The organism is Amycolatopsis sp. NPDC049252 (assembly GCF_043197175.1).
Classification (GTDB): domain Bacteria; phylum Actinomycetota; class Actinomycetes; order Mycobacteriales; family Pseudonocardiaceae; genus Amycolatopsis.
This window is the reverse complement of sequence record NZ_JBICSQ010000103.1, coordinates 1-13,188: the sequence shown is the minus strand read 5'-3', so window position 1 is coordinate 13,188 and position 13,188 is coordinate 1. Positions and strand designations below refer to the sequence as shown.

Annotated in this window: 14 protein-coding genes and 1 pseudogene; 12 read left to right on the top strand and 3 right to left on the bottom strand. The window is 72.2% G+C overall.

All coding sequences use genetic code 11. The annotated features are described in order from the left end of the window. Together ACGFMK_RS44340 and ACGFMK_RS44335 are read right to left on the bottom strand one after the other, a co-directional pair. Nucleotides 1–596, bottom strand: a 596-nt coding sequence (locus ACGFMK_RS44340; protein WP_392776475.1) for a TIGR03086 family metal-binding protein, incomplete at its 3' end; no start/stop codon positions are given. Nucleotides 597–619: 23 nt separating this feature from the next. After that, nucleotides 620–1,204, bottom strand: a complete 585-nt coding sequence (locus ACGFMK_RS44335) for a TetR/AcrR family transcriptional regulator (RefSeq protein WP_392776472.1) — start codon at nucleotides 1,202–1,204, stop codon at nucleotides 620–622. Between the two features lie 186 nt (nucleotides 1,205–1,390). Here ACGFMK_RS44335 and ACGFMK_RS44330 point away from each other — a divergent pair, with 186 nt between their 5' ends. The 5 genes from ACGFMK_RS44330 (at nucleotide 1,391) to pip (ending at nucleotide 5,624) form a co-directional block, all read left to right on the top strand. Continuing rightward, nucleotides 1,391–1,786, top strand: coding sequence for a hypothetical protein (locus ACGFMK_RS44330; protein WP_392776469.1), 396 nt, complete (start codon nucleotides 1,391–1,393; stop codon nucleotides 1,784–1,786). A gap of 45 nt (nucleotides 1,787–1,831) precedes the next feature. Continuing rightward, a complete protein-coding gene (locus ACGFMK_RS44325) occupies nucleotides 1,832–2,440 on the top strand; it encodes a DUF3558 domain-containing protein (protein WP_392776466.1) in 609 nt (202 codons plus the stop codon). Nucleotides 2,441–2,443: 3 nt separating this feature from the next. Then, a complete protein-coding gene (locus tag ACGFMK_RS44320) occupies nucleotides 2,444–3,835 on the top strand; it encodes a WXG100 family type VII secretion target (RefSeq protein ID WP_392776463.1) in 1,392 nt (463 codons plus the stop codon). A 34-nt stretch (nucleotides 3,836–3,869) separates the two neighbouring features. Continuing rightward, on the top strand, nucleotides 3,870–4,598 hold the full coding sequence (locus ACGFMK_RS44315; protein WP_392776460.1) for an ESX secretion-associated protein EspG: 729 nt from the start codon (nucleotides 3,870–3,872) through the stop codon (nucleotides 4,596–4,598). A 78-nt stretch (nucleotides 4,599–4,676) separates the two neighbouring features. Next, nucleotides 4,677–5,624 carry a prolyl aminopeptidase gene (gene pip, locus ACGFMK_RS44310; RefSeq protein ID WP_392776458.1) on the top strand — a complete coding sequence of 316 codons (948 nt, stop codon included), beginning with the start codon at nucleotides 4,677–4,679 and terminating at the stop codon, nucleotides 5,622–5,624. Nucleotides 5,625–5,672: 48 nt separating this feature from the next. Here the strand turns inward: pip and ACGFMK_RS44305 are convergent, their stop codons facing one another. Next, complete coding sequence (locus tag ACGFMK_RS44305; protein ID WP_392776455.1) at nucleotides 5,673–6,872, bottom strand: Glu/Leu/Phe/Val dehydrogenase dimerization domain-containing protein; 1,200 nt, start codon at nucleotides 6,870–6,872, stop codon at nucleotides 5,673–5,675. 118 nt (nucleotides 6,873–6,990) lie between these two features. Here ACGFMK_RS44305 and ACGFMK_RS44300 point away from each other — a divergent pair, with 118 nt between their 5' ends. From ACGFMK_RS44300 to ACGFMK_RS44270, 7 genes and pseudogenes are all read left to right on the top strand, one after another. Then, nucleotides 6,991–7,917 (top strand): LysR substrate-binding domain-containing protein, encoded by a 927-nt coding sequence (locus ACGFMK_RS44300; protein WP_392776452.1) that lies wholly within the window; start codon nucleotides 6,991–6,993, stop codon nucleotides 7,915–7,917. A 138-nt stretch (nucleotides 7,918–8,055) separates the two neighbouring features. Continuing rightward, a complete protein-coding gene (locus ACGFMK_RS44295) occupies nucleotides 8,056–9,315 on the top strand; it encodes a glutamate-cysteine ligase family protein (protein WP_392776507.1) in 1,260 nt (419 codons plus the stop codon). Next, nucleotides 9,312–10,649 carry an ergothioneine biosynthesis protein EgtB gene (gene egtB, locus ACGFMK_RS44290; RefSeq protein ID WP_392776449.1) on the top strand — a complete coding sequence of 446 codons (1,338 nt, stop codon included), beginning with the start codon at nucleotides 9,312–9,314 and terminating at the stop codon, nucleotides 10,647–10,649. Before ACGFMK_RS44295 ends, egtB begins: the two co-directional genes overlap by 4 nt. Nucleotides 10,650–10,654: 5 nt before the next feature. Next, nucleotides 10,655–11,416 carry an ergothioneine biosynthesis protein EgtC gene (gene egtC, locus ACGFMK_RS44285; RefSeq protein WP_392776446.1) on the top strand — a complete coding sequence of 254 codons (762 nt, stop codon included), beginning with the start codon at nucleotides 10,655–10,657 and terminating at the stop codon, nucleotides 11,414–11,416. Continuing rightward, nucleotides 11,413–12,390, top strand: coding sequence for an L-histidine N(alpha)-methyltransferase (egtD, locus tag ACGFMK_RS44280; protein ID WP_392776443.1), 978 nt, complete (start codon nucleotides 11,413–11,415; stop codon nucleotides 12,388–12,390). The genes egtC and egtD overlap by 4 nt, the downstream gene beginning before the upstream one ends. 46 nt (nucleotides 12,391–12,436) lie before the next feature. Continuing rightward, nucleotides 12,437–12,859: a nitroreductase family deazaflavin-dependent oxidoreductase gene (locus ACGFMK_RS44275; protein WP_392776504.1), complete on the top strand. Its 423-nt coding sequence runs from the start codon at nucleotides 12,437–12,439 to the stop codon at nucleotides 12,857–12,859. Nucleotides 12,860–12,999: 140 nt separating this feature from the next. Further along, nucleotides 13,000–13,188 (top strand): annotated as a pseudogene (locus ACGFMK_RS44270) (alpha/beta hydrolase); the annotation flags it as partial.

The following is a 13,188-nucleotide window of genomic DNA, read 5'->3' as shown; positions in this document are numbered from 1 at the left end:
GGCGAGCGGGGGGGGTTCGCGGGTGTGTGTCTGGGCGGCGGGCGCGCGCGCTGGGCGCGGGGGGGGGCGGGGGGGCCGCCCCCCCGCCCGACCGCGACCGGCGGGTCGAACAGGCCGAGGCCCTGCCAGTCGTCCACCCACGGGCGCACGACGTCGATCAGCCGTTCGGCCAGCGGCTCGGTGACGGGGCTGGGCAGGCTGAGCGCGGTGGCGAGGTCCCAGCTGTGCACGGCGGCGTCGACGGTCATCTGCCAGCCGTACTCGCGGGCAGGGACCAGGCCATGGGAAAGGTGCACGGCGCGTTCGAGCACGCCGTCGTCGAGGAAGGCTTCCCGCGCGGCTTCGGCGGCCGTGTCCCAGGCTTCGGCCGGGTGGTCGCCGAGGACGTCGCCGTCGAAGCGGTCGCCCACGTCGTCGAGAGTGGCGCCGGCGAGCAGCGAAGGCGCCCAGAGCTGCTCGGCGACGAGGTGGTTCACGAGGTCGCGGACGGTCCACTTCGTACACGGCGTCCGGTGGTCCCAGTCGCCGGCCCCGGCGGCGTGCACCGCGTCGCCGAACGCCCGGATGGCCTGGCCGTGCGCCTCGAGGAGATCCACGCGGGCCATTGGAACACGGCGGCTCAGGCGGTGCCGGGCCGGTGCCGCCGCACGGTCTCCTCGACGAGGTCGAGCACCGGGCCGAGGCCGGCGCCCGGCAGGCCCATCGCCAGGTGCGAGACCAGTCCTTCGAGGACCAGTTCGAGGAACGCGGTGAGGACGTCGACGTCGACGTCGTCGCGCAGGTTCCCGGCCTCCCGCTGGCGCAGCAGCCGCAGCCGGGTCGCGGTGGTCAGCTGCTCGGAGCGCTCGGCCCAGCGGCCGCGGAACTCCGGGTCGGTACGCAGCCGCCGCGAGACCTCGAGGCGGGTGCCGAGCCAGTCGGCGGGGTGCTCGCCGTCCCCGGCCAACAGGTCGCGCATGACCTGGACGAGGCCTTGCTCGGCGACGACGTCGGCCATCCGGATGGCGTCGTCCTCGGCGAGGGCGAGAAAGAGCGACTCCTTGTCGCGGAAGTGGTGGAAGATGGCGCCGCGGGACAGACCGGTGGCTTCCTCGAGCCGCCGAACTGTGGCACCTTCGTAGCCGTAGCGCGCGAAGCACACCCGCGAGCCGTCGAGGATCTGGCGCCGTCTTGCGTCGAGGTGATCCTGGCTTACGCGTGGCATCCTCGAATCCTGACATCGCGGACCCGGATCTCGCAATCCGTACGTACGTCTTGTGACCCGGAGTCGCCGGGAACCGCCCGGAAGTCCCCATCGTCTGAAGCTTGCGCCGATTCGCTGACACGGAGTGAGACGGTTGGCTAGTCTTTGCACCATCACGGTGGGTGAACTGAGGGGCAGGTGCGAGTCGTGATCATCGGCGAAGCCGGACAGGCGGCGCAGGCGCTCTGGGGCGACGCGTTCGAGAACTCGGCTCCCGTCTACGGCGGCGGGGGACAGGGCGGCCAGTTCAAGATGGACCCCGAGGAACTCAACGCCGTGATCGGCCAGTGGGAGGACGTCCTCGACAAGATCGTCGACGACGGCTCCAAGATCAACAGCCTGCGATTCGGCACCGGGTTGGCTCCGGGACAGGATCCGGTCAGCGGCAGCTACGCGTCGACGACGGGCGAGTCGATCGCCGCCCTTCAGCGCCAGAACGACTCCATGCGCAAGTACGCGCAGGAGTACATCAAGAAGCTGAAGGAAGCGCAGTCGAAGACCGTTGTCACCGACCAGGATCTGTCGAGCACCTTCAAGGTTTAGGGTGAGCTGAACTTGTTCCGAAGCAAACTCAAGGTCCTCGGTGTAGTGCTGCTCGTTTCGGCCGGATTCACGGCTGCCTGCACCTCGACGACCGGGGGCGCGGCATCGCCGGCACCGTCTGCTTCCGCGCCGACGGGCGCGTCGACGCCGGATCCGGAAGTGCCCAAGGTGACTGGGTCGCCGCTCGACGCCGGCAAGTACGTCGCCGAAACCTGCTCGATCGTCCCCCAAGACGTGCTGGCCTCATTGCGGTACACCGACGCGGGGGAATACCAACCGCAGGGCAACACCCCGACCACTCAGGCGGGTCCATCGTGCCTGTGGAAGCTGCGGGGCGAGGGTATCGGCTTGTCGGTCATCCTCGGCACCGGGAACCGTGACCGGGGCGCCGGCGGTTTGGCGGGCGCCTACGCCGCATACCGCCAGGGTGTGATCACCAGGTTCCTGGAGCGCGCTCCGGACGTAGAGGGTTACCCGGCGATCTACGTGGATGTCCAGGACGAGCGCTCGATGGGCTCCTGCGGTCTCGACGTCGGCATCGCCGACGACCTGGCCTTCGACGTGTACGCCCAGGGGTACCAGGGACAGGACGACTCGTGTGCGGCCGCCAACCAGGTCGCGGCGAGCATCATCAAGACACTCAAGGGGGCTTGACGGGTGGACGGCAAGCAGATCTTCGACAACTTCACACAAGGTGACACCACCGGGCTGCAGCAGACGGCGCAGATCGTCCGCGAGCTGTCCGACGCGTACATGGAGCACGGTGCGAGCATCAAAGCCCTCCAGGCCCGCATGGTGAATTCGTGGAGCGGTCCCGCCGCGGACGCCGCCAACTCGGGCGCGGGACCGATGGAACGGGCATTCCACGACAGCTCGGCGCCCCTGGACGCGACCACGAATTCCGTCAAGACCCAAGCCGCTGCTTTCGAGGACTCGAGCTACACGGTCGTCGAGGTGCCGCCGAAGCCGGACAAGCCCAGCCCCTGGAGCGTCGGTCTGAAGGCCGCCATCCCGATCGCCGGGCCGTTCATGGCCAAGGACGACATCGACAACTACCAAGAGGGCATAGCTAAGTACAACGCGGCGAACGAGACCAACGTCCGCGTCATGGACCAGTACAGCAGCGCGACCGACAGCACCCGATCCGCCTTGCCCACCGAGTACGGCGTCCTGCAGGCCGACGGCGCCGCGATCTCCGTGAAAACCCCGGCGGGGCCGCCGCCGGTCGGGCCGCCGCCCCTTACTCCTCCCGCGAACGGGCGGCCTCCCGGCAACGGGACCGATGACGACCACACCTCGACCACCAGTGTCGACACCACTCACACCGGCGGCCCCGACAAGCCCGGCGGTACCGGGGGAACGGGTGGCACCGGAGGAACCGGTGGCACTGGGGGTACCGGTGGCACCGGGGGAACGGGTGGCACGGGCGGGACTGGTGGCACGGGAGGAACCGGCGGCACCGACACCACCCACACGACCGGCACCGGCACGACGGGCACCACCGGCACCAACCTGCCCGGCCGCCTTCCCGCGGGTCAGCAGACCGGCGACCGGCCCGGCAAGACGCCGCCCGGGACCGGGGGCGTCGACTTCTACCCGACCGGCACCGGGGGCGGGGGCGGCGGACAGAACTACTCCACCACCTTCGGCGAACCCGGCGGCACGGGCACCGGCAGCGGTCCCGGTGGGCGTGGCCCGTCCAGCGGCACGGCCGGTGGACGGCTTCTCGACTCCAACGGCCGACCGATCGGCGGCAGTGGCGCCGGCGGCACCGGCAGCGGATCCGGTGCCGCGGGGGAGCGTGGGCTCGGCGGCGGGCGCGGGTCCGGCATGGGCAGCCTCGGCAACGCCGCCGCCGCGGAGGCCGCGGCCGCTCGGTCGGCCGGCGGCAGGGCCGGGCAGGCCGGCGGGCCGATGGGTGCCGGCGGGCGGCGTGGCGAGGGTGAGGAAGACGATGAACACCAGCGGCCGGACTACCTGATCGAGGCGGACCCGGACGCCATCTTCGGGACCGACCAGCGGACCAGTCCGCCGGTCATCGGCGAGTAGAGCGACTAGGCGGGTGGACGTGGTTACAGGCCGGGTGGATGTTCCGGTCGAGGCGCTGGCCGCACTGGCCGAGCGCGAGCAGGTCGGCCAGCTGCACATCACCCTGCGCCCGGAGCCGCTGTGGCTGTCGGACGAGGAGCGCGACGAGGCCGGCAAGCGGATCGACGACGCGCTGGCGGAGGCCGGGCTGGTCGACCGGCGCGGGCGGGCTTCCGTCGACTTCCTCGACTGGCTGCCGCTGCTGGCGGCCCCGGCGCGGGAGTGTTACGGCTGGGTCGGCACCGGCGGCCAGACCTACGGCGTGCTCGCCGCGGCGAAGGGGCTTCAGGCGATCCTGGCCGTCTCCGACGGGACGCACGTCGGGGTGCAGGAGATCGACCGCAACCGGCTCGCCGAGTCGCTCGTCGAGCAGCTGCCGCCGGTCGGGCCCGGCGGCGGCAACCCGCGCACGGTCCGGGTGGCGGACCTGGCCGAGGCCGCCCGCCGTGGTTCCGACGCCTACCCGCTGCCGCCGGCGATCGCCGACGTGGTCAGCCTCGTGCAGCGGCCGGTCACCGGCAGCGGGGAGCTCTACGTCGGACGCCGGGACGACGTCGGCCGCCACACCTGCCTGCGGCAGCCGCTGCACTACGCCGACACCGACTGGGGCCGCTACCTCAGCTACACCTCCGGCGCGGGCGAAGACGAGGTCATCCACATCGGCCCGGCGGGCCCGCGGGAGCTGGCGGACACCCTCGACGAGCTGGCCGGCTCGCTCGACTGAGCCGAAAAGCCAAGGCGTCGCGATCGCAACGCCGCTAATGTGACAGCGCTGTTGTATTCCGCTGGGAAGGACGCGCTGATGGCTGGGCTGTACCCCGCGATCGAACCGTACGAGCACGGCATGCTCGACGTCGGCGACGGACACGAGATCTACTGGGAGACCTGCGGGAACCCGGACGGCAAGCCCGCGCTGGTCGTGCACGGCGGCCCGGGCTCGGGCTGCTCGGCCAACATTCGTCGGTACTTCGACCCGGCGAAGTACCGGGTCGTGCTCGTCGACCAGCGCGGCTGCGGCCGCAGCACCCCGCACGCCGGGGCACCGGCCGCCGACCTGTCCGCCAACACCACCGACCACCTCGTCGCCGACTTCGAACTGCTCCGGACGCGGCTCGGCATCGAAAAATGGCTGCTGTTCGGCGGTTCGTGGGGGTGCGTGCTCAGCCTGACGTACGCGCTGCGCCACACCGACCGGGTCAGTGAAATGGTCCTGATGGGCCTGGCGACCGACCGCTTCCTCGAGATCGAGATGCTCGTCCGCGGCCTCGGCGCGTACTTCCCGGCGGGCTTCGCGAAGTTCCGCGAGGGTGTTCCGGAAGCCGAACGCGACGGAGACCTCTCCGCTGCCTACAACCGGCTCCTGCTGGACCCGGACCCCGCGGTCCACCACCAGGCCGCGGCCGGCTGGTGCGCCTGGGAAGACGCCATGCTGCCCGGCGTCCCGCCGCACGACGTGTTCGAAGACCCGGCCTACCGGCTCTGCTTCGCGCGGCTGGTCACGCACTACTTCAGCAACCGGGCGTTCCTGCCCGACGGCGAGATCCTGCGCAACATCGGCAAGCTCGCGGACATCCCCGCCGTACTCGCCCAGGGTGTGCTGGACACCGCCAACATCGTCGGCACCCCGTGGCTGCTGCACCACGGCTGGCCGGGCAGCGAACTGGTCATGCTCGACGACGTCGGGCACTCGACCGGGGACGCCTCGATGCAGGACGTCCTGGTCGGGGCCACCGACCGGTTCGCCGGCTGAGGGCTCCGTGCGGCGCCTCCCCGGCGAGGCGCCGCACGGACTCCCGGCTCACGGGATGAGCAGCGCCGGCTCACCCTCGGGGGCGAGCGCCGCTTCGGCGCGCGCGGCCCGATTCGTCTCCGCCAGCTTCAGGCCGGTGACCCGCAGCGGGATCCGGTCCATCTTCCAGTCGGCCAGCAGCAGCGCGACCTTGGCCTGCATCTCGGTGCGCAGCCGCAGGAACGAGTCGGCCGGGTCGGCGCCGACCTCGCCCAGCAGCAGCCACCACGCCCAGGCCGCGGCACCGGCGTTGGCGACGAAGTCCGGCACGACGGCGACACCGCGCGCCGAGAGCGCCGCTTCGGCCTCCGGTGTCGTCGCCGCGTTGGCCGCCTCGATGACGACCTTCGCCTTGACCAGGTTCTCGTTGTCGGGCCGCAGCGCGTAGGAGATCGCCGCCGGCACGAAGATGTCCGCGTCGGTGGAGACGACGGCGTCCCGCGGGAGCACCTTGATCCCGGACGGCAGCCGCTTGCGGTCCACCTCGCCGAACCGGTCGCGCAGGTCGAGCAGCGCGGGGATGTCGAGGCCTTCGGGGGCGTAGAGCGTGCCCGCGGCGTCGGCGACCGCGACCACCTTCATCCCCGCTTCGTGCAGGTAGAAGGCCGCGCCGCCGCCCATGGTGCCGATGCCCTGGATCGCCACGGTCGTCTCGCGCACGTTCCAGTCCCACGCCGACGCGACGCCGAGGCACGCCTGCGCCACGCCGTACCCGCCGACGACGTCGCCGAGCAGCAGGCCGCCGGGCACCGGGGCGTTGAGGCCGGCCTGGACCCGGCGCAGGGTGCGCTCCGGATCGGCCGACCGGCCGATCGCGGCGTGGTACGACTGCTCCAGCCCGAGGTCGGCGAACACCGCGTCGATCAGGTGCTGCGGGACGCCGAGGTCCTCCGCGGTCACCCAGTGGGCGTCCAGCCAGGGCCGGAGGAACGAACAGAAGCGCGTCAGTACGCCGAAGGCGCGCGGGTCCTTCGGGTCGAAGTCGATGCCGCCCTTCGCGCCGCCGACCGGCAGGTTGAAGGTCGCAGTTTTGTTGGCCATGCCCCGGGCGAGGTCTTCGACCTCGCTCATGGTGCAGCCTGCCCGCATGCGGGTGCCACCGGTGGCGACGCCGGAGACCAGGCTGTGCACGACGAGGTAGCCGTTCGCGCCGGTGACGGGGTCGGTCCACGAGAGCCGCATCAGCGGCTCGGCGTTGCGGGGGGTCATCAGGGCCACTACCTCCGGGGGAGTCGGGGCGGCCTCGTGACCGCCAGCACGAGCGTGCGCCCCCGGTGGCGTTCGCGTCCATTTAACGCTGCTGCACGATCTCGTTTAGGTTTGGTGCATGGAGCTTTCGTTGCATCGGCTGAAGATGCTCCGCGAGCTGCACCGCCGGGGCACCGTCACCGCCGCCGCGGCGGCCCTGCACTACACCGCGTCGGCGGTGTCGCAGCAGCTCGCGCAGCTGGAACGGGACGTCGGGGCCAAGCTGTTCGAACGGCTGGGCCGCCGGGTCCAGCTCACCGAACTGGGCAAACTGCTCACCGAGCACGCCGAGGAGATTCTCGGCTCGGTCGAGCGGGCCACGCTCGCGCTGGAGGAGGCGCAGGACGCGCGGACCGTCCGGCTGGTCGCCGGCGTCTGGGCGTCGGTGGCCTCCGGCCTGCTGCCGACGGCGCTGAACACGCTGGCCGGTGCGCACCCGGGCATCGAGGTCCGGACCCGGGAACTGGCCCCGGAGGACACCGCCGAGGCGGTCCGGGACGGCGTGCTCGACCTGTCCTTCGTCATCGACTACTCCGACGCGCCGATGCCCTGGGACGCCGGCCTGGAGCGGGCCGTCGTGGCCGTCGAACGGCTGCACGCGGCGGTGCCGCGCGGCGCGGTGCCCTCGGGCTCGGCCTCGCTCGACGACCTCGCCGAGCACCCGTGGATCCTGGCCAGCCCGAAGTCGCACTTCGGCCGGGCGATGCGCACGGCGTGCCGGCGCCACGGGTTCGCCCCGAAGATCAACCACGAGGTCGAGGAGCAGTCCACGGCGATGGCCATGGTCGGTGCCGGGCTCGGCATCACCCTCGTCTCCGACCTGGGCCTGCGCCTGCTGCGCCCGCCCGGGATCGACGTCGTCACGCTCACCACGCCGCTGCTGCGGACGGTGTCGATCGCCTACCGCCGGACCGCGTTCCGGCGGCCCGCGTTGCACCTGGTGATCGAGGCCGTCCGGGCCTCGGCGGCCGAACTGGGGCTGGGCACGGAATCCGCTTTGCCCTGATCCGGAGCTTCTTACGGAGTGGTGACCCCGTCCTGAGGGTCAGGATCACCCCTGAATTTGTCGTACCCCGCGTGTAGCGTCCGAAGTCGAGAACGTTCCATCACACGGGACAGGATTGACATGACAGAAGCGGCTGAAGTGTCTACGGCGCACGAGTTTCCCGAGAAGTCGGGCAGTGCGTCGAACCGCACCGCGCGCGTCCTGGCGGACCGCGCGGCCGGGGAGGCGTACGTGGCATCGGTGTGCTTCAAGCACGGCCCGCCGCGCCTGACCGGCGTAGAGCTGGAATTCACCGTGCACCACGCCGACGACCCGGCACGACCGCTCGACCCCGACCTCCTCGCCACGGCGCTGGGCCCGCACACCCCGCGGACACTCCGCCCCGACAGCCCAGAGACCCCGCTCCCGGCCGGTTCACCAGTGAGCCTCGAGCCCGGGTGCCAGGTCGAAATCTCCGCTCATCCCCAGGCCACGCTGCGTGAACTCGACGCGGTCGTCTCGGCCGATCTCCGCCACCTGGGTGAACTCCTCGCCCGTCATGGCCTCCGGCTCGGTGAATCCGGTATCGACGCGCACCGCGCGCCGCGCCGGCTCCTGGGCACGCCGCGCTACGCGGCGATGGAACGCCGGTTCGCGCGGATCGGCCCCGGCGGCATCACGATGATGTGCAGCACCGCCGGCCTGCAGGTGTGCCTCGACGCCGGGGAGGCCGAGCACCACGCCGCCCGCTGGGCGGCCGCGCACGCCATGGGGCCGCCGCTGCTCGCCCTCTTCGCCAACTCCCGTGTCCACGCCGGGCGCGACACGGGGTACGCCTCCGCCCGCTGGCTCGCGGTGCACGACACCGAGGCGATCCGCACGCGCACGGCGGGCGTGTCGGACGACCCGGCGGCGGAGTGGGCCACGCGCATGATGGACACCCCGCTGATGGTGCTGCCCCGCGAAGACCGGCCGTGGGACGCGCCGGAGGGGCTGACGTTCGCCGACTGGATCGAGGGCCGGGGCTCGGCGGCGCTGCTGCCGAGGCCCACGTCGGCGGACCTCGACTACCACCTCAGCACCATGTTCACCCCCGTCCGCCCGCAGGGGTACCTGGAGATCCGGTACCTCGACGCGCAAGCACCCGGTGAGTGGCTGGCACCGACCGCCCTGGTCGCCGCGCTGCTCGCCCGTCCGTCCACGGTGGACAAGGTGCGCGGCCTGTGCGAGCCGGTGGCGGACCGGTGGACGAGGGCGGCGGGCCGCGGCCTCGCCGATCCGGAGCTCGCGGCCGTCGCGGCCGCGCTGGCCGACCTCGGCTGCGCCGAGCTGGGCAGCACCGGGCTGAGCGCGGAATCCGTAACCGAGATCAGCGAGAGCGTGCAGGGGCGCGCGTACCGATCGAGGAGCGAAGCATGACCACCACGGAGTCGAACGAACTGGGCGCCGAACAGCTGCGCGCCCGCGCGGCGGAGGCACTGACCCGGGCCCGGGCGCGCAGTATCGCGCTGACCGACGCGGTCGACGACGAAGACCTGATCAAGCAGCACTCCAAGCTGATGTCGCCGCTGGTCTGGGACCTGGCGCACATCGGCAGCCAGGAGGAGCTGTGGCTGGTCCGCGACGTCGGCGGCCGGGAGCCGCTGCGCCCGGACATCGACGACATCTACGACGCGTTCCAGCACTCCCGCGCCGACCGCCCGGCACTGCCGCTGCTCGGCCCGGCCGAGGCACGCAGCTACGTCCGCGAGGTGCGGGAAAAGGCGTTCGACGTGCTGGAGCGGGTGCCGCTGCAGGGGCGCCGGCTCACCGAACGGGCCTTCGCGTTCGGCATGGTGACCCAGCACGAGCAGCAGCACGACGAAACCATGCTGGCCACGCACCAGCTGCGCCAGGGCGACCCGGTGCTGCACGCGCCCGAGCCGCCGCCCGCGCGGCCGGGCGCGCTGCCCGCCGAGGTCCTGGTGCCCGGTGGCGCGTTCACCATGGGCACGTCGGCCGAGCCGTGGGCGCTGGACAACGAGCGCCCGGCGCACGAGCTGGCCGTCGACGCGTTCTGGATGGACACGACACCGGTCACTTCCGGGGCCTACGCCGAGTTCCTCGACAGCGGCGGGTACGACGACGAAGCCTGGTGGAGCCCGGAAGGCTGGGCCTACCGCACGCAGAACGGCATCACGGCCCCGCGGTTCTGGAAGCGGGAGCAGGACGGCTGGTGGCGCACGCGGTTCGGGGTCTACGAGCGGATCACGGCCGACGAGCCGGTCTTGCACGTCTCGTTCTTCGAGGCCGAGGCGTACGCGGCGTGGGCGGGGCGTCGGCTGCCGACCGAGGCCGAGTGGGAGAAGGCCGCGCGGTTCGACCCGGCCACCGGCCGGTCGCGCCGCTTCCCGTGGGGTGACGAGGAACCGGGCGCCGAGCACGCCAACCTGGGCCAGCGGCACCTGCGCCCGGCACCGGCGGGCGCGTACCCGGCCGGCGCGTCGCCCACCGGCGTGCACCAGCTGATCGGTGACGTCTGGGAGTGGACGAGCACCGACTTCCACGGCTACCCGGGCTTCGCGCCCTTCCCGTACCGGGAGTACTCCGAAGTGTTCTTCGGGCCCGAGTACAAGGTGCTGCGCGGCGGCTCGTTCGGCACCGACCCGGCGGCGATCCGGGGCACGTTCCGCAACTGGGACTACCCGATCCGGCGGCAGATCTTCGCCGGGTTCCGCACGGCCCGCGACGCGGGCCCGGGCGAGGTGGGCTAGGCGCCATGTGCAGGCACATCGCCTACCTCGGCGCGCCCGTTTCGCCCGCCGAGGCGGTTTTTCGCGCGCCCCATTCACTCCTGGTGCAGTCCTACGCCCCGGCGGACATGCGGGGCGGCGGCACGGTGAACGCCGACGGCTTCGGGCTGGGCTGGTACCTGAGCCCGGACGAGGTCCCGCTGCGGCACCGGCGCTCCACTCCACTGTGGACGGACGAGGCACTGCCGCCGCTGGCCGCGGCGGTCACCACCCACGCCTTCGTCGCCGCGGCCCGCAACGGCACCACCGGCATGCCGGTGACAGAGGCGGCCGCGGCGCCGTTCACCACGGGCCGGTGGCTGTTCAGCCACAACGGCGTCGTCCGCGGCTTCCCGGACTCGCTGGCCGAACTGGCCAAGACCCTGCCGGTCACCGAGCTGCTGACCCTGGAGGCGCCGACGGACTCGGTCGTGCTCTGGGTCCTGCTGCGGGCCCGGCTCGCGGCCGGGGAAGACCCGCTCACGGCGGTGGCCTGGCTGACCAGCGCCGTCGAGGCGGCCGCACCCGGCTCCCGGCTCAACTTCCTGCTCACCGACGGCGAAACGCTGATCGGCACCACCTGGACGCACGCACTGTCCCTGCTGGAGACCCCGGCCGGGGTGCTGCTGGCGTCCGAACCCGTCGACGGCGACCCGCGCTGGACGCCCGTCCCGGACCACCACGCCGTGCGCGCCACCGCGGCCGGCGTCGACCTGCTTCCCCTGACCCTGGAAGGCACCCTGTCATGACCGGACCCGATCTCGACCACCACCGTTCCGGCGACGCCGTCACGGACGAACTGCGCGCGGACGTCGTCGCCGGGCTCACCGCCGAGCGGAAGTGGCTGCCGCCCAAGTGGTTCTACGACGCCGCGGGCAGCGAGCTGTTCGAGAAGATCACCCAGCTGCCGGAGTACTACCCGACCCGCAGCGAACGTGAGGTGCTGGCCGCGCACGCCGGCGACGTCGCGAAGCTGACCGGCGCGCACACGCTCGTCGAGCTCGGGTCCGGGTCGAGTGAGAAGACCCGGCTGCTGCTCGACGCGCTCACCGCGCACGGCACGCTGGAGGCGTTCGTCCCGCTCGACGTCTCCGAGTCCGCGCTGGCCGACGCCGCCCGGTCGATCTCGGCGGACTACCCGGGCCTGACGGTCCGGGGCGTCGTCGGCGACTTCACCCAGCACCTGGACCTGCTGCCCGGCGGCCAGCCGCGGGTCGTGGCCTTCCTCGGCGGCACGATCGGGAACTTCCTGCCCGCCGAGCGCGCCGAGTTCCTGCGGTCGGTGCGGGAGGTCCTGGACGAAGGGGAGTGGCTCCTGCTGGGCACGGACCTGGTGAAGGACGCCGAGACGCTGGAGCGGGCGTACGACGACGCGGCCGGCGTCACGGCGGAGTTCGACATGAACGTGCTGCGGGTGATCAACGCCCGGCTCGGCGCGAACTTCGACCTCGACGAGTTCGAGCACGTCTCGCACTGGGACGCCGAGCACGAGTGGATCGAAATGCGGCTGCGCGCCCGGCACGAGCTGACCGTCGAGATCCCCGGCGCGGACCTGACCGTGCGGTTCGCCGCGGGGGAGCACATCCGGACGGAGATCTCCGCCAAGTTCCGGCCGGGCGGCGTCGAGGCCGAGCTGGCCGCGGCCGGGTTCGCCCTCGAGAAGTGGTGGACCGACTCCCAGCAGCGCTTCGGGGTGAGCCTGGCAAGATCTGTGCGTGGCTAATCCTCTCCGGGCACTGGCCCGGGCCCTCGGCACGAAGCCGTGGCTGATGCGTTCGGCCGTCGTGGTCGTCTGGGCGGACAAGAAACTGCACAAGGTGTTCGGCGGCCGGGTGAGCCTCGTGGCGCTCGCCGGGCTGCCGTCCCTGCGCCTGACGACCACCGGCCGCAAGAGCGGGCTGCCCCGCAGCACGAACCTGCTCTACTTCCCGCACGGCGACGACTTCGTGCTGACCGGGTCCAACTGGGGCCGGCCGAACAACCCGGCCTGGACCCTCAACCTGCGTGCCGACCCCAAGGCCGAGGTCGCGCTCGCGGGGCGGCCCGTCGCGGTCGTCGCCCGCGAGCTCGAAGGCGAGGAGTACGCCGCGATGTGGCGCGAGCTGCTGGAGTTCTGGCCCGGGTACGCGATGGAGCAGGAGGAGGCCGGGCGGCCGTTGCCCGTTTTCGTCCTGAACCGGGTCGCCCGATAGATTCCCACCATCCATTTGGACGGTGACGGCTTTCACCGGTTTGTGCCAGTCTCTCCCGGGTAACGCGCCGTGACACCTCGAGTGCGCGGTGAGTGCGTGACCTAGGGAGGAACGTCTTGCGGAGATCCACAAGGGGCCGGGTGCGCTCGTTCGCGCTGGTGGGGGCGCTCGTGGCGGGGATCGGGCTCGCCGGCCCGGCCGGTACCGCGGCGGCGGCGCCGGACGCGGCGGCCAAGCCCGCCGTCGTCGGGGCGACCGCGCCGGTCGCCTGGGGGACCTGCTCGGCCGACACCCTGGCCGGGGTGCCCGCGGACCAGGTGAAGCTCTAC